Annotated in this window: 29 protein-coding genes; 19 read left to right on the top strand and 10 right to left on the bottom strand. The window is 71.2% G+C overall.

What is annotated here, in order from left to right:
- The first annotated feature begins 94 nt into the window (after window positions 1-94).
- The 9 genes from BU204_RS04060 to BU204_RS04020 all read left to right on the top strand — a co-directional run bounded on the left by BU204_RS04060 (window position 95) and on the right by BU204_RS04020 (window position 7,882).
- On the top strand, window positions 95-1,432 hold the full coding sequence (locus BU204_RS04060) for a lysine N(6)-hydroxylase/L-ornithine N(5)-oxygenase family protein (protein ID WP_075124154.1): 1,338 nt from the start codon (window positions 95-97) through the stop codon (window positions 1,430-1,432).
- Window positions 1,429-2,229 (top strand): siderophore-interacting protein, encoded by an 801-nt coding sequence (locus BU204_RS04055; RefSeq protein ID WP_233159222.1) that lies wholly within the window; start codon window positions 1,429-1,431, stop codon window positions 2,227-2,229. Before BU204_RS04060 ends, BU204_RS04055 begins: the two co-directional genes overlap by 4 nt.
- Window positions 2,230-2,255: 26 nt before the next feature.
- Entirely contained in the window at window positions 2,256-3,065 is an 810-nt protein-coding gene (locus BU204_RS04050) for an enoyl-CoA hydratase/isomerase family protein (RefSeq protein WP_075124152.1), read from the top strand.
- Window positions 3,062-4,216, top strand: a complete 1,155-nt coding sequence (locus BU204_RS04045; RefSeq protein WP_075124151.1) for a hypothetical protein — start codon at window positions 3,062-3,064, stop codon at window positions 4,214-4,216. The genes BU204_RS04050 and BU204_RS04045 overlap by 4 nt, the downstream gene beginning before the upstream one ends.
- Before the next feature lie 96 nt (window positions 4,217-4,312).
- Window positions 4,313-5,194: an ABC transporter ATP-binding protein gene (locus BU204_RS04040; protein ID WP_075124150.1), complete on the top strand. Its 882-nt coding sequence runs from the start codon at window positions 4,313-4,315 to the stop codon at window positions 5,192-5,194.
- On the top strand, window positions 5,191-6,054 hold the full coding sequence (locus tag BU204_RS04035) for an ABC transporter permease (protein WP_075124149.1): 864 nt from the start codon (window positions 5,191-5,193) through the stop codon (window positions 6,052-6,054). The genes BU204_RS04040 and BU204_RS04035 overlap by 4 nt, the downstream gene beginning before the upstream one ends.
- Window positions 6,051-6,290, top strand: a complete 240-nt coding sequence (locus BU204_RS04030) for a helix-turn-helix transcriptional regulator (protein WP_075124148.1) — start codon at window positions 6,051-6,053, stop codon at window positions 6,288-6,290. The genes BU204_RS04035 and BU204_RS04030 overlap by 4 nt, the downstream gene beginning before the upstream one ends.
- A 55-nt stretch (window positions 6,291-6,345) precedes the next feature.
- Window positions 6,346-6,906, top strand: a complete 561-nt coding sequence (locus tag BU204_RS04025) for a methylated-DNA--[protein]-cysteine S-methyltransferase (protein ID WP_083660975.1) — start codon at window positions 6,346-6,348, stop codon at window positions 6,904-6,906.
- Window positions 6,907-7,027: 121 nt separating this feature from the next.
- Entirely contained in the window at window positions 7,028-7,882 is an 855-nt protein-coding gene (locus BU204_RS04020) for a PaaX family transcriptional regulator (protein WP_083660974.1), read from the top strand.
- A 157-nt stretch (window positions 7,883-8,039) separates the two neighbouring features.
- On the opposite strand, the gene BU204_RS04015 is transcribed toward BU204_RS04020, so the two are convergent.
- Together BU204_RS04015 and BU204_RS04010 are read right to left on the bottom strand one after the other, a co-directional pair.
- On the bottom strand, window positions 8,040-8,297 hold the full coding sequence (locus BU204_RS04015) for a hypothetical protein (RefSeq protein ID WP_075124147.1): 258 nt from the start codon (window positions 8,295-8,297) through the stop codon (window positions 8,040-8,042).
- A 21-nt stretch (window positions 8,298-8,318) separates the two neighbouring features.
- Window positions 8,319-8,681 (bottom strand): YybH family protein, encoded by a 363-nt coding sequence (locus tag BU204_RS04010; RefSeq protein WP_075124146.1) that lies wholly within the window; start codon window positions 8,679-8,681, stop codon window positions 8,319-8,321.
- A 205-nt stretch (window positions 8,682-8,886) separates the two neighbouring features.
- Between BU204_RS04010 and BU204_RS04005 the strand changes: the two genes are divergently transcribed.
- Entirely contained in the window at window positions 8,887-9,795 is a 909-nt protein-coding gene (locus BU204_RS04005; RefSeq protein WP_075124145.1) for a GNAT family N-acetyltransferase, read from the top strand.
- Window positions 9,792-10,508, top strand: coding sequence for an SAM-dependent methyltransferase (locus tag BU204_RS04000; protein WP_075124144.1), 717 nt, complete (start codon window positions 9,792-9,794; stop codon window positions 10,506-10,508). The genes BU204_RS04005 and BU204_RS04000 overlap by 4 nt, the downstream gene beginning before the upstream one ends.
- A gap of 81 nt (window positions 10,509-10,589) precedes the next feature.
- Here the strand turns inward: BU204_RS04000 and BU204_RS03995 are convergent, their stop codons facing one another.
- The 3 genes from BU204_RS03995 to BU204_RS03985 form a co-directional block, all read right to left on the bottom strand.
- The gene (locus BU204_RS03995) at window positions 10,590-11,006 is read right to left on the bottom strand and encodes a hypothetical protein (RefSeq protein WP_075124143.1); all 417 of its coding nucleotides are present in this window, start codon (window positions 11,004-11,006) and stop codon (window positions 10,590-10,592) included.
- On the bottom strand, window positions 11,006-11,521 hold the full coding sequence (locus BU204_RS03990; RefSeq protein ID WP_075124142.1) for a hypothetical protein: 516 nt from the start codon (window positions 11,519-11,521) through the stop codon (window positions 11,006-11,008). The genes BU204_RS03995 and BU204_RS03990 overlap by 1 nt, the downstream gene beginning before the upstream one ends.
- 87 nt (window positions 11,522-11,608) lie before the next feature.
- On the bottom strand, window positions 11,609-12,619 hold the full coding sequence (locus tag BU204_RS03985; RefSeq protein ID WP_075124141.1) for a trypsin-like serine peptidase: 1,011 nt from the start codon (window positions 12,617-12,619) through the stop codon (window positions 11,609-11,611).
- Window positions 12,620-12,808: 189 nt separating this feature from the next.
- Between BU204_RS03985 and BU204_RS03980 the strand changes: the two genes are divergently transcribed.
- Window positions 12,809-13,420: a hypothetical protein gene (locus tag BU204_RS03980; protein ID WP_075124140.1), complete on the top strand. Its 612-nt coding sequence runs from the start codon at window positions 12,809-12,811 to the stop codon at window positions 13,418-13,420.
- A gap of 5 nt (window positions 13,421-13,425) precedes the next feature.
- On the opposite strand, the gene BU204_RS03975 is transcribed toward BU204_RS03980, so the two are convergent.
- The gene (locus BU204_RS03975; protein WP_075124139.1) at window positions 13,426-14,235 is read right to left on the bottom strand and encodes a matrixin family metalloprotease; all 810 of its coding nucleotides are present in this window, start codon (window positions 14,233-14,235) and stop codon (window positions 13,426-13,428) included.
- A 241-nt stretch (window positions 14,236-14,476) separates the two neighbouring features.
- Between BU204_RS03975 and BU204_RS03970 the strand changes: the two genes are divergently transcribed.
- Window positions 14,477-14,938, top strand: coding sequence for an FxsA family protein (locus BU204_RS03970; protein WP_233159221.1), 462 nt, complete (start codon window positions 14,477-14,479; stop codon window positions 14,936-14,938).
- A gap of 88 nt (window positions 14,939-15,026) precedes the next feature.
- On the opposite strand, the gene BU204_RS03965 is transcribed toward BU204_RS03970, so the two are convergent.
- Window positions 15,027-15,845 carry a helix-turn-helix domain-containing protein gene (locus BU204_RS03965; RefSeq protein WP_075124138.1) on the bottom strand — a complete coding sequence of 273 codons (819 nt, stop codon included), beginning with the start codon at window positions 15,843-15,845 and terminating at the stop codon, window positions 15,027-15,029.
- Window positions 15,846-15,993: 148 nt separating this feature from the next.
- On the opposite strand from BU204_RS03965, the gene BU204_RS03960 reads away from it, so the two are divergent.
- Window positions 15,994-17,520: an Nramp family divalent metal transporter gene (locus tag BU204_RS03960; protein ID WP_075124196.1), complete on the top strand. Its 1,527-nt coding sequence runs from the start codon at window positions 15,994-15,996 to the stop codon at window positions 17,518-17,520.
- Between the two features lie 13 nt (window positions 17,521-17,533).
- Here BU204_RS03960 and BU204_RS03955 read toward each other — a convergent pair whose 3' ends face one another.
- Together BU204_RS03955 and BU204_RS03950 are read right to left on the bottom strand one after the other, a co-directional pair.
- A complete protein-coding gene (locus tag BU204_RS03955; RefSeq protein WP_075124137.1) occupies window positions 17,534-18,940 on the bottom strand; it encodes a M20/M25/M40 family metallo-hydrolase in 1,407 nt (468 codons plus the stop codon).
- A gap of 42 nt (window positions 18,941-18,982) precedes the next feature.
- The gene (locus BU204_RS03950; protein ID WP_075124136.1) at window positions 18,983-19,852 is read right to left on the bottom strand and encodes a sugar phosphate isomerase/epimerase family protein; all 870 of its coding nucleotides are present in this window, start codon (window positions 19,850-19,852) and stop codon (window positions 18,983-18,985) included.
- Window positions 19,853-20,006: 154 nt separating this feature from the next.
- On the opposite strand from BU204_RS03950, the gene BU204_RS03945 reads away from it, so the two are divergent.
- The 5 genes from BU204_RS03945 to BU204_RS40575 all read left to right on the top strand — a co-directional run bounded on the left by BU204_RS03945 (window position 20,007) and on the right by BU204_RS40575 (window position 24,506).
- The gene (locus BU204_RS03945; protein WP_075124135.1) at window positions 20,007-20,375 is read left to right on the top strand and encodes a GntR family transcriptional regulator; all 369 of its coding nucleotides are present in this window, start codon (window positions 20,007-20,009) and stop codon (window positions 20,373-20,375) included.
- Complete coding sequence (locus tag BU204_RS03940; RefSeq protein WP_075124134.1) at window positions 20,372-21,256, top strand: ATP-binding cassette domain-containing protein; 885 nt, start codon at window positions 20,372-20,374, stop codon at window positions 21,254-21,256. The genes BU204_RS03945 and BU204_RS03940 overlap by 4 nt, the downstream gene beginning before the upstream one ends.
- Window positions 21,253-21,978, top strand: coding sequence for a hypothetical protein (locus BU204_RS03935; protein ID WP_075124133.1), 726 nt, complete (start codon window positions 21,253-21,255; stop codon window positions 21,976-21,978). The genes BU204_RS03940 and BU204_RS03935 overlap by 4 nt, the downstream gene beginning before the upstream one ends.
- A 44-nt stretch (window positions 21,979-22,022) precedes the next feature.
- Window positions 22,023-23,057 carry a M14 family zinc carboxypeptidase gene (locus tag BU204_RS03930; protein ID WP_075124132.1) on the top strand — a complete coding sequence of 345 codons (1,035 nt, stop codon included), beginning with the start codon at window positions 22,023-22,025 and terminating at the stop codon, window positions 23,055-23,057.
- A 129-nt stretch (window positions 23,058-23,186) separates the two neighbouring features.
- On the top strand, window positions 23,187-24,506 hold the full coding sequence (locus BU204_RS40575) for a lytic transglycosylase domain-containing protein (RefSeq protein ID WP_198942757.1): 1,320 nt from the start codon (window positions 23,187-23,189) through the stop codon (window positions 24,504-24,506).
- Window positions 24,507-24,538: 32 nt separating this feature from the next.
- On the opposite strand, the gene BU204_RS03920 is transcribed toward BU204_RS40575, so the two are convergent.
- Entirely contained in the window at window positions 24,539-26,158 is a 1,620-nt protein-coding gene (locus BU204_RS03920) for a methyl-accepting chemotaxis protein (protein WP_075124130.1), read from the bottom strand.
- Window position 26,159 lies beyond the last annotated feature (1 nt).

Here is a 26,159-nt window from a genome sequence, read left to right as displayed (position 1 = left end):
CTCTCGGAGAGATGTCACCGAGGCGAAGCAAGCCTACCCTTACCGTAGTGAATTAGGTTAGGCTTACCTCCACGTGATCGAGGGAAGGACAGTAATGCCAGAGGAACCCGCCGACGCGAGACCTGTCCACGACGTACTCGGAGTCGGCTTCGGGCCGTCGAACCTGGCTCTGGCGATCGCGATCGCTGAGCACAACGCCGGTGACCGGGAGGACGAACAGCGCACCGAGCCGGTCAGCGCGCTGTTCCTCGAACGTCAGCCGCGGTTCGGCTGGCACCGGGGCATGCTCATCGACGACGCGACGATGCAGGTCTCCTTCCTCAAGGACCTGGTCACGATGCGGAACCCGACGAGCGAGTTCAGCTTCCTGTCCTATTTGCACAGTGCGGACCGGTTGGTGGACTTCATCAACCAGAAGTCCCTGTTCCCGCTGCGGATCGAGTTCCACGACTACCTGGAGTGGGCGGCGGCCCGGCTCGACGAGGTGGTCCGCTACGGCCGCGAGGTCATCGCCGTCGAGCCGGTGACCGAGGACGGGGTGGTCGTCTGCTTCGACGTCATCGCCAGGCACGGTGCGGACACCACGACCTACCGCGCGCGCAACGTGGTGTTCGGCCTCGGCCTCGAACCGCACCTGCCGGAGGGGGTGCGGTTGACCGAGCGGGTGTGGCACAACCGCGACCTGCTCACCCGGGTGGAACGGCTCGACACCTCGCCGCGCAGGGTCGCGGTCGTCGGCGCCGGCCAGAGCGCGGCCGAGGTCACCAAGTTCCTGCACGACCGGTTCCCCGAGGCGGAGGTGTGCGGGGTCTTCTCCCGCTACGGCTACAGCCCTTCCGACGACTCGCCGTTCGCGAACCGGGTCTTCGACCCGGAGGCGGTGGACCACTTCTACCTCGCCGCGGACCCGGTGAAGGAGATGATCCTCGGGTACCACGGCAACACGAACTACTCGGTCGTCGACATCGACCTCATCGAGGAGCTGTACCGGCGGACATACCAGGAGAAGGTGCTCGGCAGGCCGCGGCTTCGGCTGTTCAACGTCTCCCGCGTGGTGGAGACCGTGGAGGACGGCGAGAACGTGCGGACCACGGTCGAGTCGCTCGCCACCGGCGAGAAGACAGTGCTCGACTGCGACGTGGTCGTCTATGCCACCGGGTACCGGCCGGTCGACCCGCTGCGCCTGCTCGGCGACCTGGCCGCACTGTGCCACCGTGACGAGCGCGGCCGGCCGGTGGTGGCGCGGGACTACCGGGTGGACACCGACGAGGCACTGCGCGGCGGGGTGTACCTCCAGGGCAGCACCGAGCACAGCCACGGCATCTCCTCGTCGCTGCTGTCCACCACCGCCGTGCGGGTCGACCAGATCCTGCGGTCGATCACCGCGCGGCGCACCGCTCCCCTCGCCTTCAGCGGCTGGAGCGCTCCGTGAGCCAGGCCTACTCCCTGTTCCGGGCCGAGGTCGTCGGCGTCCGACAGCTGACCCCACACCTGCGGCGGATCACCCTCGGCGGACCGGCGCTCGCCGGCATCGCCAGCGCGGGGCTCGACCAGCGGATCAAGCTGTTCTTCCCGCTGCCCGGCCAGATCGACCCCGTGGTGCCCGAGGGGCCGGACTGGTACACCGAGTACCGGGCGATGCCCGAACACCGGCGGCCCTTCATGCGCACGTACACGATCCGGGCGTTCCGGCCGGAGCTGCTCGAGCTGGACGTCGACATCGTGCTGCACGGCGACACCGGCCCCGGCTCGACCTGGGCGGGTGCGGCGGCACCCGGCGACCGGGTCGCGATCCTGGCCCCGGACGCACGGCACAGCCCGATCCTCGGCTTCGAGTTCCGGCCGCCGGCCGACACCGAGTGGGTCCTGCTGGCGGGCGACGACACCGCTCTGCCCGCGATCGCCGCGATCATCGAGGCGCAGCCCGCCGGCCGCCTGGTCCTGGCCTTCGTCGAGGTGGGCTCGCCGGCGGAGATGCTGCCGGTCACCTCGGCCGCGGAGGTCCGGATGACCTGGCTCTCCCGTGCTGGACGGCCCCCGGCCGGCGTCGGTCTGCTGCGCGAGGCGATCCGCCGGACCGAGCTGCCGGCCGGCAAGCCCTACGTGTGGCTGGCCGGCGAGTCCAGCGCGATCACCGACCTGCGGCGGCACCTGGTCAACGACCGGGAGATCGACAAGGAACTGGTGTACTTCTCGGGTTACTGGCTGCTGGGCAGTGCTATCGAGTAACGCGGCGATCGAGTAAGCATGGGGTCGTGTACGACTACTCCACCCAGTACTCGAGCCTGCGCTTCGCCGACCTCGGCGACGGGGTCCTCGAGGTAGCCATGTCCGCGCCCGGCCGGCTCAACGCGGTCGGGCACCAGGGCCACCGCGAGCTGGCCGCCGTCTGGCAGACCATCGACCAGGACCCCGACGTGCGGGTGGCGATCATCCGCGGCGAGGACGGCGTCTTCTCCGCCGGCGGCGACCTCGACCTGGTCAGCGACATGGCCGACGACTTCGCCGTCCGCATCCGGGTCCTGCGCGAGGCCCGGGACCTGGTCTACAACGTCATCAACTGCGCCAAGCCGATCGTGTCCGCGATCGAGGGCCCCGCGGTGGGCGCGGGCCTGGTCGCCGGCCTGCTGGCCGACGTCTCGATCGCCGCGCGCGACGCCCGCATCATCGACGGGCACACGAAGCTCGGCGTCGCGGCGGGCGACCACGCCGCGATCGTCTGGCCGCTGCTGTGCGGGATGGCCAAGGCCAAGTACCACCTGCTGACCTGCGAGCCGCTGTCCGGGGAGGAGGCGGAGCGGATCGGCCTGGTGTCGCTGTGCGTCGACCAGTCCGAGCTGCACGACACGGCGCGGAGCGTGGCGCGCCGGCTGGCCAGGGGCTCCCAGTCCGCGCTCCGGTTCACCAAGTACGCGCTGAACAACTGGCTGCGCCAGGCGGGGCCGATCTTCGACGCCTCCCTTGGCCTGGAGTTCCTCGGCTTCGACGGTCCGGACCTGCGTGAGGGCGTCGCCGCGGTTCGGGAGAAGCGGCGCCCCGAGTTCTCCGGGCCCGCGGCCGAATGAGCGCCGGACGGAGCCGCACGGGGCCGGGCCTGGTCGGAGCCGCCATCCTCGGGCTGTTCACCCTGATCTGCCTGGTCATGGCCGTCGGCGCGCTGGTGCCGGCGGTGGGCGAGGTGATGGGCGTGCGGGACCACGGCGTCGGACCGATGTTCGGCTACCTCGCCGGGGCCGCGGTGTGGGGGCTGCTCGCACTGCTGGCGGTGTGGGCGCACCTGTCGTCCAGGCGGGAGCCGGCACCGCCGGAGGCTGCCTCATCCCCGACGGCGGACGAGGCAGCCGGGACAGACCGCGGCGCACGCCCCGCCGGGGGTGGTTTCGCCGCAGGCGCGGCGATGCCGCTGCCGGACGGTCCGGGGCTCGGCCCGCGTCGGCTGCTGGCCACCCCCCTGGCGCTGGTCGCGGCGGTGCTGCCGTGGTTCGGCGTCGCCGGGCTGCGGGCCTGGGAGACCGACTGGTTCGGCTACACCGCGGTCGCCGGCGACGAGGCGGCCCCGAGCTTCACGCAGCGGTGGCTCGAGCAGCTCGTCACCCCGTCACCGCTGATGGCCGTGCCCGCACTGGTGGCCCTCTACGTCCTGTTGCGCCGCGAGGCGGTGACCAGCTGGCCCCCGGCGTGTGCGCTGGGCGCGGGGATCGTGCTCCTGCCCACCGCGCTCCTGGCCGACGTGCCCGATTTCGGCCCCATCTCCGGCAAGGCCGTCTCCTACGCCCTCGCGCTCGCACTGGTCGGGACGAGCCACGTGTTCGCCAGGCTCGCCGTGGCGGCGCTCACCCGTCCCATCGCCGCCGACGTGGCCGACTCCGGGCTGGACGTCACGTTCCGCCTGCCCGGTCAGGGCCTGCTCCCGCCTCGTCCACGTCTGCTGGTGCGCCAGGACCGACTGGTGCTCAGTGGGATCGGAACCGGCCGCGACGACGTCGACGAGCGGGAGATGCCCTGGGCGAACGTGACGGAGGCACGGGTGGAGACCAGGCAGACGGCCGAGGAGTGGACGCCGGTCGCCGGGCAGGTCTGGACCGTCGCCGTGCCGGCCGGACCCGTGTTGCTGATCCGGGGCAGGGGTTCGGACTGGGTGCTGCCGTTCGACGACGAGGGCGAGGCACGCAGCGCGCTGGCCCTCATGACCGCACGAGCAGGACGACAGATGTAATAGGTCCCCCGCATGATGTAGTACATCTGCTATCGTTTGCCCAACAGGTGCGATAGGAGGTGGGGTGTGGACGTACTCCAGGTCCGCGATCTTCGGATGCGGTACGGGACGACCGACGTCCTCAAGGGCGTGAACTTCGTCGCGCGCCCGGGCGAGGTGGTCACGCTGCTGGGGCCGAACGGGGCGGGCAAGACGACGACGATCGAGATCCTCGAGGGGTTCCGGATGCGCTCGGCGGGCGAGGTGAGCGTGCTCGGCGTGGATCCCGCGCGGGGCGACGAGCACTGGCGCGCGCGGCTGGGCGTGGTGCTGCAGTCCTGGCGCGACCACGGTCAGTGGCGGGTCCGCGAGCTGCTCAACCACCTCGGCGAGTACTACCGCCCGTACTCGACCGATCAGCTCGCCCGGCCGTGGCCGGTCGACGAGCTGATCGAGGTCGTCGGGCTCACGCCGCACGCGGACAAGAAGATCCTGAAGCTCTCCGGTGGGCAGCGCCGTCGCCTCGACGTGGCGATCGGCATCGTGGGGCGTCCCGAGCTGCTGTTCCTCGACGAGCCGACCGCGGGGTTCGACCCCGAGGCCCGCCGGGAGTTCCACGACCTGGTCCACCGGCTGAGCGACGAGCGGACCACGATCCTGCTCACCACGCACGACCTGGACGAGGCGGAGAAGCTGGCCGACCGCATCCTGATCCTCGCCGGCGGCACGATCATCGCCGACGGCTCGGCCGACGAGCTGGCGCGGAGGATGTCCACCGAGGCCGAGGTGCGCTGGACCCTCGACGGGCAGCGGTTCGTGCACGCGACCCAGGACGCCACGGAGTTCGTGCGCAAGCTGTTCCGCGAGCACGACGACGCGATCGCCGACCTCGAGGTGCGGCGGGCCAGCCTGGAGGACGTCTACATGGCGATGGTGCGCCAGTTCGAGTCGGGCCAGCACGATGCCGCGGTCCGTGAGTTCGCGGAGGTGACGGGATGACCGAGGGGACGAACAGCTGGCTGCACGCGGCGCGGGTGGGCCTGCGGCGCGGCGGGCTGGAGATCCGGCACACCTTCACCAGCAGCCAGGACCTGTGGAACTACTTCTTCCCGTCGGCGATCCTGCTGGTGGTCATGTTCTTCATGCGCGGGGCGGCGGTGCCGGGAATCGACTTCTCCCTGGGCTCGAGGACACTGCCCGGGGTGCTCGGGATGAACATCGCCTTCGGCGGCATGGTCACGCTGATGATGGCGCTGGCGCTGGAGCGCGAGGACGGCACGCTGCTGCGGGCCAAGGCCGTTCCGAACGGGATGGTGGGGTACCTGATCGGCAAGATCGTGCTGATCATGGGGATGACCCTGACCAGCATGGCGATCGTGCTGGTGCCGAGCCTGTTCATGCTGGAGGGGCTGGCGCTGACCAGCGTCACGGCCTGGCTCACGCTGGCCTGGGTGATGGTGCTCGGGTTGATCGCGACCCTGCCGCTCGGCGCGATCTGCGGGTCGTTGTTCACCAACCCGCGCAACGCCGGCGTGATCATGCTGCCGGTGATGGGGCTCGTCGCGATCTCGGGGATCTTCTACCCGATCTCGTCGTTCCCCGAGTGGCTGCAGGGGGTGGCGCAGATCTTCCCGATCTACTGGCTGGGGCTGGGCATGCGTTCGGCGATGCTGCCCGACCAGCTGGCGGCGGTGGAGATCGGCGAGTCGTGGCGGCACCTGGAGACGGTCGGCGTGCTCTCGGCGTGGGCGGTGGCCGGGCTGGTGCTCGCCCCGTGGGTGCTGCGCAGAATGGCCAGGCGCGAGTCGGGGTCGAGCGTGGCCCAGCGCCGCGAGCGCGCGTTGCAGCGGACAACATGAGCGAGACCATCTACAACCGCATCGCGATGTTGCGGGTGGAGCGCGGGGTGTCTCGGCGAGAGCTCGCCGAGGCACTCGGCGTGCACTACCAGACGATCGGGTACCTGGAGCGGGGCGAGTACAGCCCGAGCCTGCACCTCGCGCTGCGGATCGCGGAGTACTTCGGCGTTCCGGTCGAGGTGGTGTTCTCCACCGCGCCGTTCCCCCGGATCGGTGGTTCGGAGCAGTCCGCCTGAGTCTGGCCGCGGGTGGGGTCGCGGGCTGTCGGGGGTCCCTCCCATACTGCTCGCTATGGCGGACAGCAGCGTGGCCGCGGGCGGCGGGCCGGTGGCGCCCGGCACCGTCGCCTTCGGCAGTGTTCCGACCGAGCTGGGCGACGTGCTCGCGGCGGTGACCGAGGACGGCCTGGCGGCGACGGCGTTCACCGACTCGCCAGCTGTCCGGGCCGCGATCGCGGCCCGGCTGGGCTTGGCGCAGGCACCAGACGCCGCCCCGGCCGCGGGGGTGCTGGCCCAGCTGCGGGAGTACTTCGCCGGGCGGCGCCGCGAGTTCGAGCTGGCGGTGGACTGGCGGCTGACCTCGCGGACGGCCCGCCGCGTGCTCGGGGCGCTCTACGAGACCGTGGGCTACGGCGAGGTCGTGACCTACGGCGAGCTGGCGCGGCGCAGCGGCACCGGGGTTCCGCCGCGCGGTATCGGCGCGATAATGGGGGGCAACCCGATTCCCATCGTGGTTCCCTGCCACCGGGTGGTGGCCGGGGACGGGCTGGGCGGGTTCAGCGGCGGCACCGGCGTGGAGTCCAAGCGCCAGCTGCTCACGCTCGAGGGCTATCTGTCGCCCGGGTTGTGGTGAGGTCCGCAACCTTTGCTCGGCTCGCGCGTTGTCCTTCGCGTGTCAGGCCTTCGATAGCGTGCATCTTGCACAAAGCAAGTCCTGCGTTCCGCAATGTCGCGAGGAAAGTGGGGGAACGTCCATGGGCGTGGTCGGACAGGGTGGCCCCCGTCCGGTGGTCAGCCGGCGCCGGGAGGTCAGCGGGGGCAGCGCCCGCTCGCTGCTGACCACGCTGCTCGGCGAGTACGTACTGCCCGCGGGCGAGCCCGTGTGGACCTCGACGCTCGTCGACGTCCTGGCGATGTTCGACGTCGAGGAGAAGGCGGCCCGGCAGGCACTGGCCAGGACCGCCGCCGAGGGCTGGCTGAGCCCGGACCGCGTTGGCCGGCGGGTGCGCTGGCAGCTGACCCCGCCCGGCCGGCGCCTGCTGGCCGAGGGCGCGGAGCGCATCTACGGCTTCGGCAGCGGCGACCGCCACTGGGACGGCCGGTGGCTGGTGCTGCTGGTGTCGGTGCCGGAGTCGATGCGCGACCTGCGGCACAAGCTCCGGACGAGGCTGAACTGGGCGGGCTTCGGCTCCCCGACGGCGGGGGTGTGGGTCACCCCCCACCCGGGCGCGGAGGCGGACGCCAAACTGATCCTGGACGAGCTGGACCTGTCCACACAGGCGATGTCGTTCCTGGCGAACTACGGTGCGCTGGGTCAGGAACGCGACATGGTCACGAGCGCGTGGAACCTGTCCGAGGTGGCCGACAGGTACGAGTCCTTCATCGACGAGTTCGCCGCGCTCGATCCCCGCACCCCGGACGCCATCCTGCGCGCGCAGACCCTGTTGGTTCACGAATGGCGCCGGTTCCCGTTCCTCGACCCCCAGCTACCCAACGAGCTGCTTCCGCCGAGATGGTCCGGCACCAGAGCGACGGCCGTGTTCAACGACAAGCACCTGCACTGGCGCGAACCGGCCCAACAACGGTGGACCGAGCTGGCGAGTTCGTAGGGCGGGTAGCCGTCCAGCAGACAGGCGGCCATCACCCCACCCGCGGCACCGACAGCGCGGGGTCGCCTGGCGCCTCGGTCACCGCGAGGCTCCCCAGCCACGGCACCGTGGGCCGACGCCCCACCGCGGCGGCTGGCGTCAACGTCGCGCACCGGGCTCAGGCCACGTCGCCCTCGGGGTGGTTCTGGGTGTTGTCATGCGTTCCGTCGGTCGAAGGGGCCTCCTGGGATTCGTCGGCCGCCCGGGCTCTGGCGGCCAGGTGGGCGAGTTTCGCGGCGTGGCGGGACCGCAGGCCGTGGCGGCGGTTGGCCTCGAAGGCGGCGCGGTCGGCAGCGGCGGCTGCCCTGCGTTCGCGCAGCTGCTCGAGGCGACGGCCGTCACCAGGGCTCGGCGGCACCGGCGAGGGCTCGGTCATCGAGCTCCTCCTCGTGCTGGGTCAACCGAGGATGTTGGGTTGGTCGATCGCCCATAACCAGGTGCCGTCCGGTTGGCGGTGGGCCACCTCGACCGTGACCGCGCCGTCGACCAGGCGGGTCGACGTGAGCGCGAGATCTCGGCTGATCATCGCGGCCCGCTGGGTGCCCGGCTCGAACGCCGGGCGCTCGGCCAGCACGGCCTTGTAGACCGTGCGGATCTCGGCGTGGCCGATGGCAGCGCCACCGGCCGGAAGGGCCAGTACGGCCTCGGGTTCGTACAGCGCGACCAGCCCCTCGACGTCACCGGCGTTGGCGCGCTCGACGAAGAACCGCCCCAGGTCGTCGGGGGTTGTCGCGGGCTGGTGTCGGGTCTGGTTCGGCATGGTCCGACATTCCCATGCGGGTCCGACAGAAAGCGGGAGTGCGGAAAACCGGTGGACGCGGCGGGTGAGCCACTGCTTGGGTGGCGGGCAACGCCACGCGTGCGGAAGGAGGTGAGGACATGTTCGCTCTCACGATCATGTGCTCCCGCCCCGCCGCCTCGGCGTTCCGGCGGGTCTGAGGAGCCTCTCGACCCGAGGAAGAACCATGACCGATCTGGTCGTACGCCCGCTCACCGCGGGCGAGGAAGACCTGTTCACCAACCTGGCCGACCCCGCGCTGGTCGGCGTCCAGTCCACCGGCCGCGACTACCGGACCCTGCTCGAGCGCGGCGAGTACCGGCCCGAATGGACCTGGATCGCCCAGCGCGACGGCCGGGTCGTCGCCCGCGCCGCCTGGCACGGCGGCCCCGCCGACCCTGCGCCGCTCACGCTCGACTGGCTGGACTTCGCCGACGGCGAGGACGACGCCGCCGTCGAGATCCTGCGGGCCGCCTCCGTCGACGCGGAGTACTGCCTGGTCCTTCCGGTCGGCTGGCGCGACAACCCGCCCGCCCGGGCGGCCGGCGAGGCCCGGATCGCGGTCGCCGAGCGGGCCGGCATGCGCCGGTTCGTGGAGCGGCTGCGCTACACCTGGACACCGGCCGCGGGCCTGCCCCCACGGCCGGGCCGGCTGCGGTTCGTCCCCGAACCCGACGACGACGCCGTCCGCGCAGTGCTGGGCCAGGTCGTCGAGGGCTCGCTGGACGCACACCACCGCAGGGCCATGGCCGAGGGCGGCCGGGAGGCCGCGGTGCGGGACGAGCTGGAGTTCCTACACTGGATGCCCTCTCCCCGCGAGTGGTGGCGGCTGGCGTACACGGCCGGCGGCGACCTGGTGGGCCTGACCGTGCCGGGCCGCAACTACGGTGGACCGGTGATCGGCATCATCGGCGTCGTACCCGCCCAGCGCGGACACGGGTACGCCTACGACCTCCTGGTCGAGGCGACGCACCTGCTCGTCACGGAGGGCGCGACGGAGATCATCGCGGAGACCGACACGACGAACGTCCCCATGGCGGCGACGTTCGCCCGTGCCGGCTACCCGATCAGCCAGGAAAGGGTCTACCTGAAGTGACGGACACGCTCGCCGCCGCGCGGTACGCGCGCCTGCGGTGGAACACCCCGCTGGCCGAGGAGCACGCCGACCTGCTGCTGGACCGGCTCGATCTCACCGCCGACACCACGCTCGTGGATCTCGGCTGCGGCTGGGGCGAGCTGATGCTGCGGGCCGTCGCGCGGACCTACAACCGGGCGGTCGGGGTCGACTCCGACCCGACGGCGCTGGACCGCGGGCGGCGAGCGGCGCGGGAGCGAGGGCTGGCCGACCGGGTGCAGTTCGTCGAGGAGAAGGCGGAGTCCTGGCGCGGCACGGCGGACCGGGCCATCTGCATCGGGGCCTCGCACGCCCTAGGCGGAACCCAGTCGATGCTGACCGCGCTGGCCGAGGTCGTCCCCTCCGGCCGGGTCCTGATCGGCGACGGCTGCTGGCCGTCGCCGCCGACGCCGGCGGCGTTGGACCTGTTCGGCAACGAGTTCCTCTCGCTCCCCGACCTGGTGACCGCGGCCAACGCGGCGGGCTGGCGGGTCCTCCACCTGAGCACCGCCGACCAGCGCGAATGGGATGACTTCGAGTCACGGCACCGGGCGGGCCAGCAGGAGTGGCTGATGGCCAACCCGGAGGACCCGCGGGTGCCCGAGGTGCGCGACTGGGTGGACAGCCGGGAACGGGTGTACCTGACGTCCTACCGCGGGGTGCTCGGCTTCGCCTACCTGGTGCTCGGCCGCTGAACGTGATCGGGGGCCGGCCTCCGGCCCCCGATCACCAGGGTACGCGCGGGGGCCGACAGTTTCGGGGCGCGCCGGTACGCATCAGCCGCCGAGCAGGGCGAGCACGGACGCACCGACCGGACCCAGCCATCGGCCCAGTCTGGTCAGCGGGTCCACCAACGCGGCGCCGGCCGACGCGAGGGCGCCGGTGTCGCGCAGTACCGCGGTGAAGCGGCGCAGGTGCTCGCCGGCCTTCCCACGGTCCGGGGTGCCGGCGGCGGCGCGGAAGGCCTCGAGTGCGGTGAGTGCCTCCGCCCGTTCGGCCTCGGTCAGGCGGAGGGTGGCCAGCGCGTCGGCCAGGGACTGGGTGTCCGAGGCCGGTGTCAGGACCAGGTCGCGGCCGGCGAACACGCCACCTCGGTTGTCCACCCGGCGGTCGACGTGGTCCCCGCCGACGTTGGTGTTGCCGGAGCCGATGTTGACCTGGCCCCCACCCGTTCTCAGGTCGCGGAACTCCATCAGTACCGCCGCCTCCGGTAGTGCGCGGCGCGGTCGTGGCGGCGCCGCGACGCCCTCGCCATCGCCCCGCCGGCCGAGGCGATGATCCCGCCGACCAGAGCCGCCCCGAAACCCACGAACATCAGCGGGATCTCGAGGACGGTGATCGACGTCGGATCGAACATGTGCTCGTCGGCCGTGAACCCCCGGAAGATCACGTACATGAACCCGCCGAAGCCGGCGAGCGCGATCAGCAACCCGACGACCGTGATCAGCCGGCCGACGCCGCGGCCGCTCGCGATGTCGTCGAACGGGTCGCCCTGGCTGTGCTGGATGTCGTAGTAGTCGCCGTCGCGGTAGTGCAGGTCCCGCTCCGCGTACATGCCGTGGTTGTGCACCTGCCGGTAGTCGCGGCCCGCATAGTGGCCGCCGCGGTTGTCGATCCGGCCGTCGATGTGGTCACGACCCACGTTCGTGTTGCCGTGACCGAAGTTCGCCTGTCCCCGACCGGCGCGATTGTGTCGGTAGTCGCTCATGAGCCGCTCCTTCACGTCGCCCCCGCAGGGGAGATCGCGACCGTGCCGCCCACCGTTAGGGCGCGTCCGCACAAGAATTTCGGCGCCCTAGTCGACCAGGTAGTACAGATCCGCGACCGACTGGTCGAAGTACGGGCTCAGCGAGTAGTCGAAGTCGATCCCCGCCCTTGTGGTCAGCGCGATGACGTAGCCGAGCGAGGCGGTGTAATCGTAGTCGTCCAGCCACGGTCCACCGCTGGCCCCACCGGTCATCGTGCAGTTGACGTAGACCCACGAGTCGGACGCGCTGCCGTCGTAGGTCGTGGCCTGGTCGCAGTAGTACGGGACGTCACCGGGGTAGCCGTCGTTGGCCGGGTAGCCCCAGACCACGACCGTCTGCCCGAAGGCGGAGTTGATCCGCAGCCCGTTCGCCCCGACCACGTCGACGACGTTCTGACCGTCGTCGCGCGGGAACAGGTTCACGAAGCCGTAGTCGTAGTCGTCGTCGGAGCTGTCGGTCCACGCCGACCAGACCGTCCACTGCTGGGCCCAGAAGATGCCGTGCGGCTGGGAGGTCCCGTGCAGCCCCGGCACGAAGAAGGCCTCGGTGAAGTGCCAGTTCCCGCCGGCGCCGCTGTGCAGGCAGTGCGCCGCCGTGTTGATCAGGTTCCGCGCCCCGCTGTTCACGACGGAGGCCGAGCACCACCCGGTGGACGACCCGTCGGCGTTGGCGATGTACATCCGACCGTGGGCGGCCGGCGCCGGAAGGTTCCGCGCGGCGGCTCCGGACGCGGCGGCCGGCTCGGCGATCACCTGCTCCGGCGCGGCCGGCTCCTCGACCTGGGGCGCCTCGGGCGCGTCGACGACCGGAGGCTCGATCGGCTTCGCGGTCCTGATGACCTCCTCGATGCGGGCCTGGGTCCAGCGCTCGTTCCGGGTGGCGACCAGGTCGGCCGAGGCCTTTCCGGTGACCGGGACCAGTTTTCCTTCCGCCGCCTGCCCGCCCGCCTCCGCCGCGGCCGGCAGGGCGAGGGCGACGGTGGACAGCGCGACGGTGGACAGCGCGACGGTGGACAGCGCAACGGTGACAGTGCTGAGCAGGGATCTTCCCCAGTGCACGACATTCCCCCAGGAGTCAGACCGTGTCGATGACGGAGCGCGGAAATTCCCCCGAGAACCCGCTTCCTGACGTCCAAGGCTAGGCGCGGGCCTCGTCGAGCACGTACCGCCGATCGGCGGTATTCCCCATGCGGCGACGGCCGACGATACTATTGGGAGCGCTCCCAAACCGACGGCCCAGGAGAGCGGATGCGGTCAACCGTGCTCGTCGTGACAGCGGTCGTGGCGTTGTTGCTGGCCGGTTGCGGGGGCGACGAACCGAGCGGAACCCAACCGGCCCACCGCAGCGACTCCGGTCACAGCCACCAGCACTCCCCCGAGGACGACCCGAACCTCGCGCCAGCAGGGGACTCCGGCACGCCCGCCCTGGGCCAACCGGTGGAGACGATGGCCGAACTGTCCACATGGGTGCGTGAGGTCACCGGGGAGTGCCACCCGGTGAACGCGGCCAGCCGAGCGGAGCTGGTCGAGTACCTGGGACCGGTTCGGGGCGAGTGGTACGCCCCCTTCGTCGCGCAGTGGGCGACCTGCGGGATCGAGCCGTTCGACGAGCTCGGGCTGGTGCTGTTCGAGCCCGGTCAGCAGCGGGCGCTGCAGGAGTTCTGGCGACGGGGCCTCGCCGAGGGGCGGATCGCGGACAACCCGGACTGGGCCTTCGGCAACGGCTTCGCGATCACTGCGGGCACCCTGGGGACCGAGCGCCTCGGCCTGCGTTACCTGTGGTGCGAGCCGGTCGCGGCCACGAAGGCCCGCACCGTGCCGGCCGACGTCGAGGGGTGCGTCTACGCCACGGCCGGCTGAGCGGCTCAGGCGCCGTACATCGCCTTGAGGCCGCGCACGTCGCCGGCGCCGAGGGTGCGGTGAACGGTGCTGCACGGCGGCATCTTCGGGGCCATGGCCTGCGAGGAGTGCGTCCGCTGGTCGACGTGGCCGAGGCCGGCGGTGTGGCCGCGCTCGTGGACGGCGACGGCCTGGAGGTCGAACTTGTTGCTGCAGCCCGCGGGGAGCTTGGTGAACCAGCTGTGGAGCTTGTTGTCGATCAGCATGTCCGAGGCGATCACGGTCTTGCTCGAGGTGCGGTAGTAGACGCAGGTGTAGGCGAGGGTCGTGGCGGGGAGGCTGCCCCAGCTGGTGACGCTCACGCCGTCGTTGCCGGTGCAGACACCCTTGGCGTTGACCTGGGCGGTCCGGGTCGAGCTGCCGGCGTAGACCTCGGTGGTCCGCAGGGTCGTGGTACCGCCGCAGCGGTAGCCGGCCTTGAACAGGGTGCTGGTTCCGCCGCGCAGCGCGGTGAGCGCCGTGGAGCGGACCGACGCGGGCGCGGCGGCGCCGTTGTAGTACCAGGAGAACTTGGCGGGCAGGCGCCACGCGGCGAGGGCGTAGGCGGCATCCCGGCAACCCGGAGCGGTCGCGGCGGCGGCGGCAGCGGTAGCGGCCTGACCACGGGCGGCCGCCTGCTCGAAACCGGTCGGAGCGAGGATCGCCTCCGCGACGACGGTCACGTCGTCCTCCGCCGGAGCGGAGACCGGGCGGTCGGCCACCCGAGTCGCGAACCCGGCCACCGAGGCGGCCAGGACAAGGGCCGCTGAGAGGAGGGTGGTGGCTTTGCGGGTCATCGTGGGTCCTTCCGGTGGTCTCCGTCTGGTACCTACGATCAGTCACCCCCGTTGCCGTTCGGTTCCCGTAACGAGTGCCGTTCGGGAGTACACGACCAGGCACGCTGTGACAGCTGTGACCGCGCCCACAACGACGTACCGAAGACGTGCCGAGGAAAAGGGCCGCCGCCATGATCGGGAGCGATTCGGCCGGGTTCGGCGTTGGTAGAGGTGTCGGGTCCTCTACCAGGGAGGCACTGCCGTGCCGCTGTTCGTGTTCCTGCTGCTCGTGTTGTTGGCCGAGATCGCGGTGGTGGTGGCGCTCGGGCAGGCCATCGGCGTGCTCACCACCGTCCTGCTGCTGGTCGCCGTGTCGGTCCTCGGTGTCGCGATGCTGCGCCGGCAGGGCAGTCGAACCCTGACCGCGCTCGGCGATGCGATGCGCAACCGGCGCGACCCGTCCCCGGAGATGGTGGACGGGATGCTGGTGGGGGCGGCCGCCGCCCTGGTGCTGTTCCCGGGGTTCGTCACCGACGCGCTCGCCCTGCTGCTGCTGTTCCCCCCGACGCGCGCTGTCGCCCGTCGCCGGGTGCTGCGCCGGGCCGAGCGGCGACGGCACACCCGTCCAGGGGTGTTCGTCGTGGACTCCGAGGTCGTCCATCCCGACCCCACCGCCCCGGGCCCGATCGTCATCGAGTCCTACCGCGAGGACCGGCGCGACTGAGCGGGACCGAGCAGCGCGACGAGCGCGTGGAGGTCCAGCTAGGGACGGTCTGCGACTGGCTGCCGACCGTCTGGCCGGCGCAGAACTTTCAGGCGCTGAACGCCGCCGTGCGTCGACGGCAGGAGTCCGCGTACGCGGCCGGCGTCTGACCGATGGCACGGGTGAAGTCGCGGATGAAGTGTGACTGGTCGAAGTAGCCGAGTTCGGCGGCGACCACGGCCCAGCTGGTCTCCGGCCCCTCGGCGAGGCGTGCGGCCGCCTCGTGCAGCCGGTACCGGCTCAGTACCCACTTCGGACTCACGCCGACATAGCGCTGGAACAGCCGCTGCAACGTCCTCGGCGGAATCCCGAAGCGGGCCGACACCTCCTCCACCCGCGTGATCGTGCGGTCGTGGAGCAGGTCGTGCACGATGCGGCCGATCTGGGCCACTGCCGGGTCCGGCTCCGGCCAGCGTGCCCGCAGGTGCCGTTCGGCCGTTGCCACGAGCGCCGCCAGGTCCGGCGCGGCCGACAGGTCCGCGGCCAGGACGGCGGCGGCCGGCCCCCAGAGACTCGCGAGCGGGCGGGTCTGGTCGGTCAGCTCCGACACGGCGCGCCCCAGGAACGGACGGAACGCCCCCGGCCGGAACTTCACCCCGAACACCCGGCCGGTCCCGCTGAAGGAGTAGGTGAACCGCGCGGTACCCACGCCGGCGACCGCCACCACGCCCCGGTCGTGCACGAGGTTGACGCACGGGTGCGGCAGCAGCGTCGCCGCGGCTCGCCGACCGGCGGGCAGGTCCCAGCTGACGAGCCAGTGTCGCTCCACGAGGTCGGCGAGGTCTGCCGAGGGCGGCACGCGCTCCAGCCGGAAGTCCTCCCCCCGCACGCCCAACACGCCGTACTCGCTGGCAGTGGCCTCGCTCATGGCCCAAGCATGGCGCACCCTCCCGACCGGACGTCCACGACGGTCGGCGGCCGGGCCGAGTCGTCAAGGATCTCCGAGATCCGTTCGCAGAGCGCACACGATTGACGAACCCGGAAGGTATGCAGTATCCCAGTTGGAGGAGGTCGCCATGGCCAACGAAGTCGATGGACGCACCACTGCCCCAACCCCCACCGAGTACCCGCTGGGGGTCAGCCGCCCCCCGCTGGGCGTCGCCGACCTACCTGAGCCGGAGGAGGTTTTCTCCGTCCGGCGCATCGGTGTCGTGCAGATCATCCAGTTCGTCATCGGGCCGAGCCTGATCGCCCTCGGCATCTCGATCGGCAGCGGCGAGTGGCTGCTCGGCCCGGATGCCGTGGGAGAGTTCGGTTTCGTCGGCGTCGGATGGGTCATCACGGTCTCCGCGATCCTCCAGACGTTCTACAACGTCGAGTGCTCCCGCTACGTCATGGCGACCGGCGAGGTGCCGATCGTCGGGTTCGGCCGCGTACCACCGGGCTGGAAGTTCTGGGTTCCGTTCTCCCTGGTCGCGTTCTACTTCGCCTTCATCTTCGGCGGGTGGGCAGCCGGGGCGGGGCAGGGCCTCTTCGCGCTGATCACCGGCAGGTTGCACGAGCCGGACGAGATCGAGTGGGTACGGCTGCTCGCGATCGGCCTGCTGCTCGTGGTCTTCCTGATCACCGCACTGGCCCGCAAGGTCTCCCGGGCGCTCGAGCTGACCAACTGGGTGCTCGTCGGCGTGCTGCTGGCCGTGCTGGTCGTCGTCTGCGTCGCGATCGTCCCGTGGTCGATCTGGTGGGAGGGAGTTCGCGGCCTCGTCACGCCGGCCAGGCCACCCGAGGGGATCACCGCGTCCGTACTCGGCGGGCTGGCCGGGTTCACGGCGCTGGCGTCCGGCCTGAACTGGTACGCGATGAACCACTACCGCGACAAGGGCTACGGCATGGGCTACCGCGTCGGCTTCATCTCCGGGATGCGCGGGGAGAAGCAGGAGCTGTTGCCGGTCGGTATGACCTTCCAGGACACTCCGGACAACCGTAGGCGCTGGCGGCGTTGGTATCGCCTCCTGCGGATTGACCTGTGGCTGGTCTTCTTCGGCGGAGCCATGATCGGCATGTTGCTGCCGACCATCCTCATGGCGCACGTGGTCGAGACCAGCGGCGAGACGCCGACCGAGGCCAACGTCCCGACGTTCACCGCCGAGCAGCTCGGCGCGCAGTACGGCAGCGGCATGTTCTACCTGCTACTGGTCGTCGGCGTCCTTGTGCTGTTCTCCACCCAGCTCGGCATCTTCGAGGCGCTGGTGCGCAACTTCACCGACGCCGCGCACGCGGTGAGCCCGAAGCTCCGGCGGATCCTCGAGGACGACCCGCGGAAGTTCTACTACCCGTACATGCTCGTGCTGATCGTCGTCATCGGGGCCGCGCTGCACCTGGCCCTGCCGACCGAGCTGGTCCGGATCTCGGCGAACATGTCGAACTTCGGCGCGCTGATGTTCCCGTTCGTGCTGATGTACCTGAACTCCAGGCTGCCACGGCCGGCACGGCCCCGGCCGTGGCACTACGTCATCCTCGTCCTCAACGTGCTGTTCTTCGGCTTCTTCTTCGTCAACTTCGCCTACGAGCTGATCGTCGGGGAGGCGCTGGTGAGGTTCTGACCGTCCCGACCGCTCAGCGCAACGGTGTCGGGTAGGCGACCGGACTGCGCCGCCCGGCGCGGTCCACCGCCCGCACCCCGAAGAAGACGTTGTCCTTGGACATGTCCACGGTGGCCTCGGTGACGTCGCCGACGCGGACCACGTCCGTCCACTCGGGAGCGGTCGTCTCCCGCCAGACGACCTCGTAGCCGATCAGATCGGACTCGGTTCCCCGCTCCCACACCAGGGTGGTGTCGTTGGTCAGCGCGTTGGTCCGGACACGGACCCCCTTCGGGGTGCCCGGCGCCGTCGCGAGCGACCAGAGCGTCGCGGCGTTCACCTTGGCCACCCGGTGCATGTAGTCGAAGTCGCAGAACTCGACCAGGTCCCCGTACTGTTTGCCGTCCTCGACCCGCACGTCCTGGTGCTGGTGGGCGTAGTCCTCGTGGGGTTCGGTGAACCGCGCGGCGGGGTAGCCCTGCTCCAGGAAGCCGATGTGGTCGCCGCCGCGCAGGTAGCGGTCCCGGCGGTAGATGACCCGGACGTCCATTCCGGTCGCCCGGTTGTCGGCCACCTGGCGCACGAAACGGGCCAGCTGACGCGCCGGGGAGTCGTTCTCACCGCCGACCGACCGGCGCACGGCCGCCTCCTCCGGCGTCTCCGCGGTCGGCACTCCCTCGGCGAACAGGCGGACCGTGTACGGGTCCCGGGTGCCGTCGTCGGCCCGGCTGCTGCCGACGATGTCGTTGGTGAACATGCCCTGCACGTCCGTACCCGCGGCCTTGAACTGCGCGGCCATGAACCGCGAGCCGTAGAGGTTCTGCTCCTCGCCAGCGACCGCGGCGAACACGATCGTGGCCTCGGGTCTCCGGGTGGCCATGACCCGAGCCAGCTCCATCACGACGGCGACCCCGGACGCGTCATCGTCGGCTCCCGGCGCGTCGGCGGTGAAGTTCATGACGTCGCTGACCCGCGAGTCGTAGTGGCCGGAGACCACGTACACCCGTTCCGGTGAGCTGGAGCCGCGCAGCGTCGCCAGCACGTTGGTGATGCGCGTGGGCACCGGGATGCGGCCGTCCGGCGGCTGGATGTAGGACTGCAGCTCGGCGGTCATCCGCCCACCGGAGCGCGCCGCGTACTCGGTGAGCTGGGCGAGGATCCAGTCGCGCGCGGCGCCGATCCCGCGCACCGGATCGTCCTGAGAGGACAGTGTGTGCCTGGTACCGAAGGACACCAGCTTGCGTACCGAGGCCTCGATGCGCCGCCGGTCCAGCTCGCGCAGGATGGCCAGCAGCTCCCGGCTCGGCTCCTGGGCCAGCGGTGGCCGACCGGAGCCGGGCCCACCGTCGGCGGCGGCGACACCGGGCACCCCGACCAGGGACACGCCGCCGGCGGCCACGGACGCGGAGAGGAAGGTCCGACGTGAGGGGGTCTGTGTCATCCTTCCTGCCTACACCGGCAAACCGGTGCGGTACAGCCTCTGTCAGTACCGAAGCTCGTCGAGGTAGGCGAAGCTGGTCCTGGCCGTCTCCAGCGGGGCCGGCTGGTCGTCGCGTTCCACCAGCCAGTAGCGCACCCCGGCGACCCGTGCCTTCTCGAAGATGCGGGGGAAGTCGACGACGCCCTGGCCGACATCGGTCCACGCGCCGGCGCCGTCGTGGTCCTTCACGTGCAGCACGGGGAACCGGTCCGGGTGGTCCTCGAACAGCCAGCGGCTGTCCGCGCCGGCCCGGTCCGCCCAGCCGATGTCCAGCTCGAAGTCCACGCAGCGCGGGTCGGTCTCGTGCAGGAGGATCTCGTACAGCGACCGACCGCCGATCACCCGGAACTCGGTGTCGTGGTTGTGGTGCAGCACGCCCATGCCAAGCTCCCGGGCTGCCCGGCCGGCCTCGGTGAGCTGGCGGGCGCCCAGCCGCATCCCCTCAACCGTGTACATCTCCCCGGGGAACGAGGAGAGCACGAGCCAGCGCACGCCGATCGTCCGAGCGTCGGCGAGCTTCGCCTCCCAGTTCCCGACCAGGTCGGCGTGACCGACGTGCAGGATCACCGGCTTGAGCCGGGCCTCGCGGCACAGGTCACGGATCTCGGCCGCCGGCCGGGGGAACGCGCTCACGCCGACGCACCGGTACCCGATCTCCCGCAGCGCCGTGAGGGTGCCCAACGGGTCGGCGGCGAGGATGTCGCGGACGGTGTAGAGGTGCATGCCGATGCCGGCGGCGGGGATACTGCCCCCGTGGCCGCCGGCCGTCTCGTGCTGCTCGGCCGTCGCGCCGCCGGGGAGCGCGGCGCCGGCCGTGCCGGCGAACGTCGCACCGCCGAGGAGTTGCAGTAGTCGTCGTCTCGTCTGGCCCATGAGATGTGCTCCTCGGTCGGCACCAGGACTCGATCTCTTCGGAAGTTACCCGAGAAAGCGCTTTCCTACCAGTCCGATGACGGCTTGACTCGTGGCCGGGTCCTGTGGTTCATTAGTGGAGTAATGAACCACAGGACCAGTGGAAGCAGTAGCCGTGTTCGACGACCGCAGTCCGATCTACCGGCAGATCGCCGAGCGGATCGAGGCAGACGTGCTGAACGGGACACTGCGCGCCGACGAGCAGGTCATGTCCACCACCCGGTACGCCGCCTTCCACCGGATCAACCCGGCGACCGTGGCCAAGGCGTTCCAGCAGCTGGTCGACGAGGGCGTGCTGTACAAGCGGCGCGGCATCGGGATGTTCGTCAGCCCGGACGCGCCGGAGACGCTGCGTGAGCGGCGCCGCAAGAGCTTCTTCACCGACGTGGTCGACCCGATGATCGCCCGGGCCAGAACCCTGGGCATCCCCGCGGCCGACCTCGTCGCGCGCATCAACGAGACCTTCGACGGAGAGGGACGATGAGCACGTTCATCGAGGCCGACGGCCTCACCCTGCGATACGACGACGTGACAGCCGTCGACGGGGTGAGTTTCACGTTGACCGGCGGCAAGATCTACGGCCTGCTGGGCCGCAACGGCTCGGGCAAGACCAGCCTGCTGTCGGTGCTCGCCGGCTACCGCAGACCCTCCGCCGGCGCGGTGACCGTCGGCGGGCGGCCGGTGTTCGAGAACGCCGAGGTCACCAGGCAGATCTGTCTGGTCCGCGGCTCCGGGGACGCCGCGGTCACCGGGCTCAAGGTGCGGGACGTCCTGGACTTCGCCGGCATCATGCGGGAGAGCTGGAACGCCGACTACGCGGCCGAGCTCGTCGAGCTGTTCGAGCTCCCGCTGAAGAAGAACGTCGGGGCGCTCTCGCACGGCCGCCGCTCCGCGCTCGGCATCGTCATCGGTCTCGCCTCGCGCACGCCGGTGACCATGTTCGACGAGTCCTACCTGGGGCTGGACGCGCCGTCGCGGTACAAGTTCTACGACGCGCTGCTCGCCGAGGCCATGGCCCACCCGCGCACGATGATCGTCTCCACGCACCTGATCGAGGAGGTCAGCGCGCTGTTCGAGGAGGTGCTCATCCTCGACGAGGGCCGGCTGGTGCTGCACGACGAGGCCGAGGTCCTGCGCGGGGCCGGGTCGGCGGTCACCGGGGACGCCGAGCTGGTGGACCGGTTCGTCGCCGGGATGCGGGTGCTCGGCGAGAAACGCCTGGGGCGGACCAAGTCCGCGATGGTCTACGGCGAGCTGGACGACGAGCGCCGCGCGCAGGCCAGCGCCGCAGGCCTCGACCTCGGCCCGCTGGCACTCCAGGACCTGTTCGTCCACCTCACCGAGCCGACGGGAGACCGCCGATGAGCACGACCGTCACGAGGCGCTGGCCGGTGCTGCGCGTCACGGCCACCTCCCACCTGCCGTTCATCGCCCTGCTGTGGGTGCCTTTCGTCGTCGTGACCCTGGCGGTCGCCGGGTTCATCGCCATGGGCGGCACGGTGTCGCACAGCGCCATCCACGTCGCCGCGACACAACTCCCCCGGTGGCTGATGTTCGGCCTCGGTCTGGACATGGTCTCCAACACCCTGCGGATGCACCTGGCCCACGGCCGTACCCGGCGGGAGTTCGTCGGACAGGGCCTGGTGCACGCCGTCCTCATGTCCGGTTTCGCCGCGGTCCTGATCGCGCTGGCATACCTGGTCGAGCGCGGGGTGTACGCGATGTTCGGCTGGCCGCAGGCGCTGAACCGGGAAGCCATGTTCGCCACCGCGGACGACTACCCGGTCATCCTCGGCACCTACTGGCTGCTGTTCCTCACGTGGACAATCGCCGGCCTGGTGATCGGACTCGGGTTCTTCCACTCGAACGGGCTCGGCCTGCTCACCATCCCGATCGGACTGGCGATCGCGCTGCCGACGGTGCTCTTCACCGGCAACAGCGGCTTCCCGGTGATCGGGGACGAACTGGTCGACCTCGACCTCTCCGAGGGACTGCTGCTGGCACTCAACGGCGGCCTGCTCGTCCTCGCGGTCGGGATCATCTGGGCAATCGCACGCCACGTCCCGATGAAGGCCAAGGCGCCGTAGCCGGTCCTTGTCAGGCCGTGACCTCGTGTGACAGGTTGGGTGACATGCGTATTCGCCCGCGTTCCCTGCTCACGCTGGCAACCGCGACAGCGTTGGCCCTCACCGTCCTCACCGCGCCCGCCCAGGCCGCGCCCGCTCCGCCCGCCGCCGGCAGGCTGTGGCACGAGGTGGACCCGCGGCCCACCAACGAGGAGGTCGCCCGCGAGCTCCGCCGGATCGCCCACCAGGCACGGGGGCGGGTCGACGTGCGCTCGATCGGCGCGACCAACGAGGGGCGGCCGGTGTGGGCGGCGAGGGTCGGCCACGGTCCGGTTCGGATCCAGTACATCACCCAGCAGCACGGCGACGAGCCGCTCGGCACACCGGCGGCCATCGAGTTCCTGCGGACTGTCGGTGTGGGAAACACCCTGTGGCACAAGTGGTTGCGCTCCCGCGTCACCGTCGACCTCGTGGTGCGCGCCAACCCCGACGGACACGTCCGGGACTGGCGGTACAACTACGACCCCACGGCCGATCCGGAGTACGGCGAACGGGGCAAGGGCTACGACATCAACCGGTACCACGACCCGGCCGTGGCGCCGGAGGACAACCCCGCGACCGAGGCCGGCCACATCCAGCGGGCGTACGCGGGGTTCCGGCCGCACATCACGATGGACTACCACATGCAGGGCCGCTACGTGGACGAGGACGGCCGGGAGATCACTGCCTCGCTGCTGTGGCCGACCCATCCCGGGGTGGCGCCGGCCGCGGTGAACGCCGCGAAACAGGTGGCGGTGGTGGCACAGCGGACCATCGACCTCGTCGGCGGCAACGTCAGCCAGTACCCCGGTGGCGACTACGAGGGCATCGCACGCAACGCCTACGGCCTGCGGGGCAGCGCGAGCGTGCTGCTGGAGCTGTCGGCGACGGGGCCGGAGTTCGAGCAGGCGCAGATCCGCTCCGCCTACGCCGCGATGCTCGCCGTCGCCCAGACCGCGGCCGACGGCTCGCTCCGCCGGGTCGACCCGGCCAGGGCCGACGCCATCCCGCCGCGCGGGGAACCGGTGGGCACCGAGATCGCGGCGGACCGGGCCGACTGACCGGTTCCCCTTCCGACACCGATGAGGCCGCGTTGGCTGCCCCATCGGACAGGGCCACCGCGGGACCCGTATCAGGCGCCGGACCCGGTGCTCTACTGAGGTGAACTCGCCACAGTGGAGGTGGGCCCGGTGGCCAAGAAGAAGGGGGCCAGGCACCGCCTGGTCGGACGCCCGAGGCAGGAGCTCTCGTCGACCGAGCCCGCGGCGGGACGGCGGCGCGGTCGCCACCGCGTGGTGCGCCCGGCGGCGGGCGGCATGCTCGCCGTCGGGGCCGCGCTGGTCGCGGCCTCGACAGCGTCGTCATCGGTGCCGACGGCCCTGCCGACCGTACCGGCGGTGGGAGCGAGCGAGCCGGTGGAGGCTCCGGCGTCCTCATCGCTGGGCGTCGGCGGGAACACGCCGCCCAGGGCCGCCTGGCCGATGCGGGTGCGGACCGACGACCGCTTCGTACACGCGGCGCCCGGCGCTCAGGGCACCGTCGGGATTCCCGCCACGGTGCTGGCCGCCTACCAGCGGGCGGCGGAGCGGACGAGCCTCGTCCAGCCCGGATGCCGCCTGCCGCTGGAGCTGCTGGCAGCGATCGGCAAGGTCGAGTCCGGCCACGCGCGGGGCGGCCGGGTGACCGCGGAGGGCCGGACCCTCGACCCGATCCTCGGCCCGGTGCTCGACGGCGCCGGACCGTTCGCGGCCATCGCCGACACCGACGGCGGCGAGCTGGACGGGAACGCGGTGTGGGACCGCGCAATGGGCCCGATGCAGTTCATCCCCGGCACCTGGGCGCGCTGGCAGGCGGACGGGAACGCCGACGGGCAGGCCGACCCGCACAACGTGTTCGACGCGAGCCTCGCGGCGGCCCGGTACCTGTGTGCCGCGAACCGCGATCTCGGCACGCCCGACGGCCTCGACGCGGCGATCCTGTCCTACAACCACTCGGTGAGCTACCTGGCGCTGGTCCGCTCGTGGATGCTCGTCTACCAGAACGGCGCGGTGTCGGTCGCCGACATCACCGGCGGGGACCCGGCCATGCTGGCCCTGGCCGCCGCGGACTGGGACCCGACGGCGCCACCGTCGGCGCCATCGTCCGCGCCACCGTCCGCCGAGGCCCCGGCGGAGCCGCCCGCGACGCGGCCACCGGGCGCGACGCCGCCGCCCCCGGTCGTGAACCCGCCAACCCAGACGCCCCCCGCGGAGACGCCCCCCAGCGAGACGCCGCCGCCGGAGCCCGCGCCCGAGACGCCACCCGGAGAGACTCCACCGCCCGAGACACCACCGGAGGAGCCGCCGGAGACACCGCCCGAGACACCGCCGGAGGAGCCGCCGTCAGCGGAGACACCACCGGAGGAGCCGCCGCAGGAGCCGTCGGGCTCGCTGGTCGGCGGGGTGTGCCAGCTGCTCGGCGGGCTGCTCAACCCGCTGCTGCCGGGTGAGGACCCCGACGAGAGCTGCTGACGTCCTCGAACGGTCTGTCGGTTCGCCTCCGGTCAGTAGCGGAACGTGGACACCAGGGTGCGCAGTTCCTCGGACGCCTTGCTGAGGGCGACCGAGGTTTCCCTGGTCGTCGTGGCGCCGCTGCTGGTGTCCCTGGCCGCATCGGCAACACCGGCGATGTTGGCAGCGATCTCGTTCGCACCGGCCGCCGTCTCGCCGACGTTGCGGGTCATCTCGGCGGTGGTCGCGGTCTGCTCCTCGATCGCGGCGGCGATGGTCGTCTGGGTGCTGTTGATCTGCCCGATGACGTGACCAATCTCCACGATCACCCGGATCGCGTCGTCGCTGCCCCGCCGGATCGCCTCGATGCTTGACGCGATGCGACCGGTCGCGGTGGCCGTCTGCTGGGCCAGGTCCTTGACCTCGCCGGCCACGACGGCGAAACCCTTGCCCATCTCACCCGCGCGTGCTGCCTCGATTGTCGCGTTCAGGGCGAGCAGATTGGTCTGCTCGGCGATCGCCGTGATCATCTTGACGATCGACTCGATCTCACCCGAGGCCTGGCCGAGGCTGCTCACGGTCGCGTTCGCCGACTCCGCCGACCGCACGCCCTCCTGCGCGACCTGTGTCGCCTGGTTCGCGTTCTGTGCGATGTCGCCGATCGCGGCGTTCATCTCCTCGGCGGAGGAGGCCATCGCCGACACGATCGCCGACACCTCCTCCGCGCGAGCGCGGACCACGTCGGCCTGCACGCTGGACTCCTCGGCGCCATCGGCCAGCTGCTCGCTCACCGGGCCGAGCTTGACCGCCGCTGTCGCCACCTGCTCGGCGCTCGCCGCCACGTCGGAGATCAGCCCCTGCAGCCGCGCCACGAACCGGTTGAACGTGGCGCCGACCTGCCCGATCTCGTCACGCCGGTCCTCGTCGACGCGTTGGGTCAGGTCACCGTCGCCGTCGGCGATCTCGTGCAACCGGTCGTTCAGCGCGGCCAGTGGGCGGGTGATCGACCGAGCGAGCGCCCAGCCGACGCCGATGCCCACGAGCACCGCGGCCAAGCCGACGAGGATCATCGTGAGACGGTCCGCGCTCGCCGTCGCGGTCGCCTCGGCCACCGCGCCCGTTGCGTGCTCCTTGACCGAGCTGACCAGCTCGTCGACGTTCGCCGCGATCTGGTTGAAGATGACGATCTCGTCCTCGGCGACCAACTTGTTCGCCCGCGCGACAGCCGCCGGCGAGCCGTCGCGATAGCCGGCGATCACCGCCGTGTCCAGCTCCATGAACTGGTCGAACAGGTCCCTGGTCTCGGCGATCACCGTGCGCTCGGCGTCGGTGACCCCGGCCGCGGCGAGCGCGTCCAGCTCATCGACGAACGACCTGCCCGACGCGAGGAACGCCGACCGGCCGGGCGCGGAGTCCGATGTGGCGTCCTCGAGGCCGCGGACCGCGTCGAAGGCGTACATGGTCTGCCAGCCGTTGAAGTCGGCCGAGCGGAACTTGACCTGCATGGCCAGCTCCGTGCTGGTGCGGTAGTCCGCGACCGTCCGCGTTCCCCGCTCCTGCTCGGTCATACCGGCGACCCCGACGAGCACGACGACGCCGAGCCCGACCAACGTCACCGCGAACCCACCAACCAAACGCGTGCGAAGCCGCACGTCCCCGATCTTGAACCGCATG

The organism is Actinophytocola xanthii (assembly GCF_001921205.1).
Lineage (GTDB): Bacteria > Actinomycetota > Actinomycetes > Mycobacteriales > Pseudonocardiaceae > Actinophytocola > Actinophytocola xanthii.
Note: the sequence above shows the minus strand (reverse complement) of the source record. Positions and strands in the feature narration are given on the sequence as shown.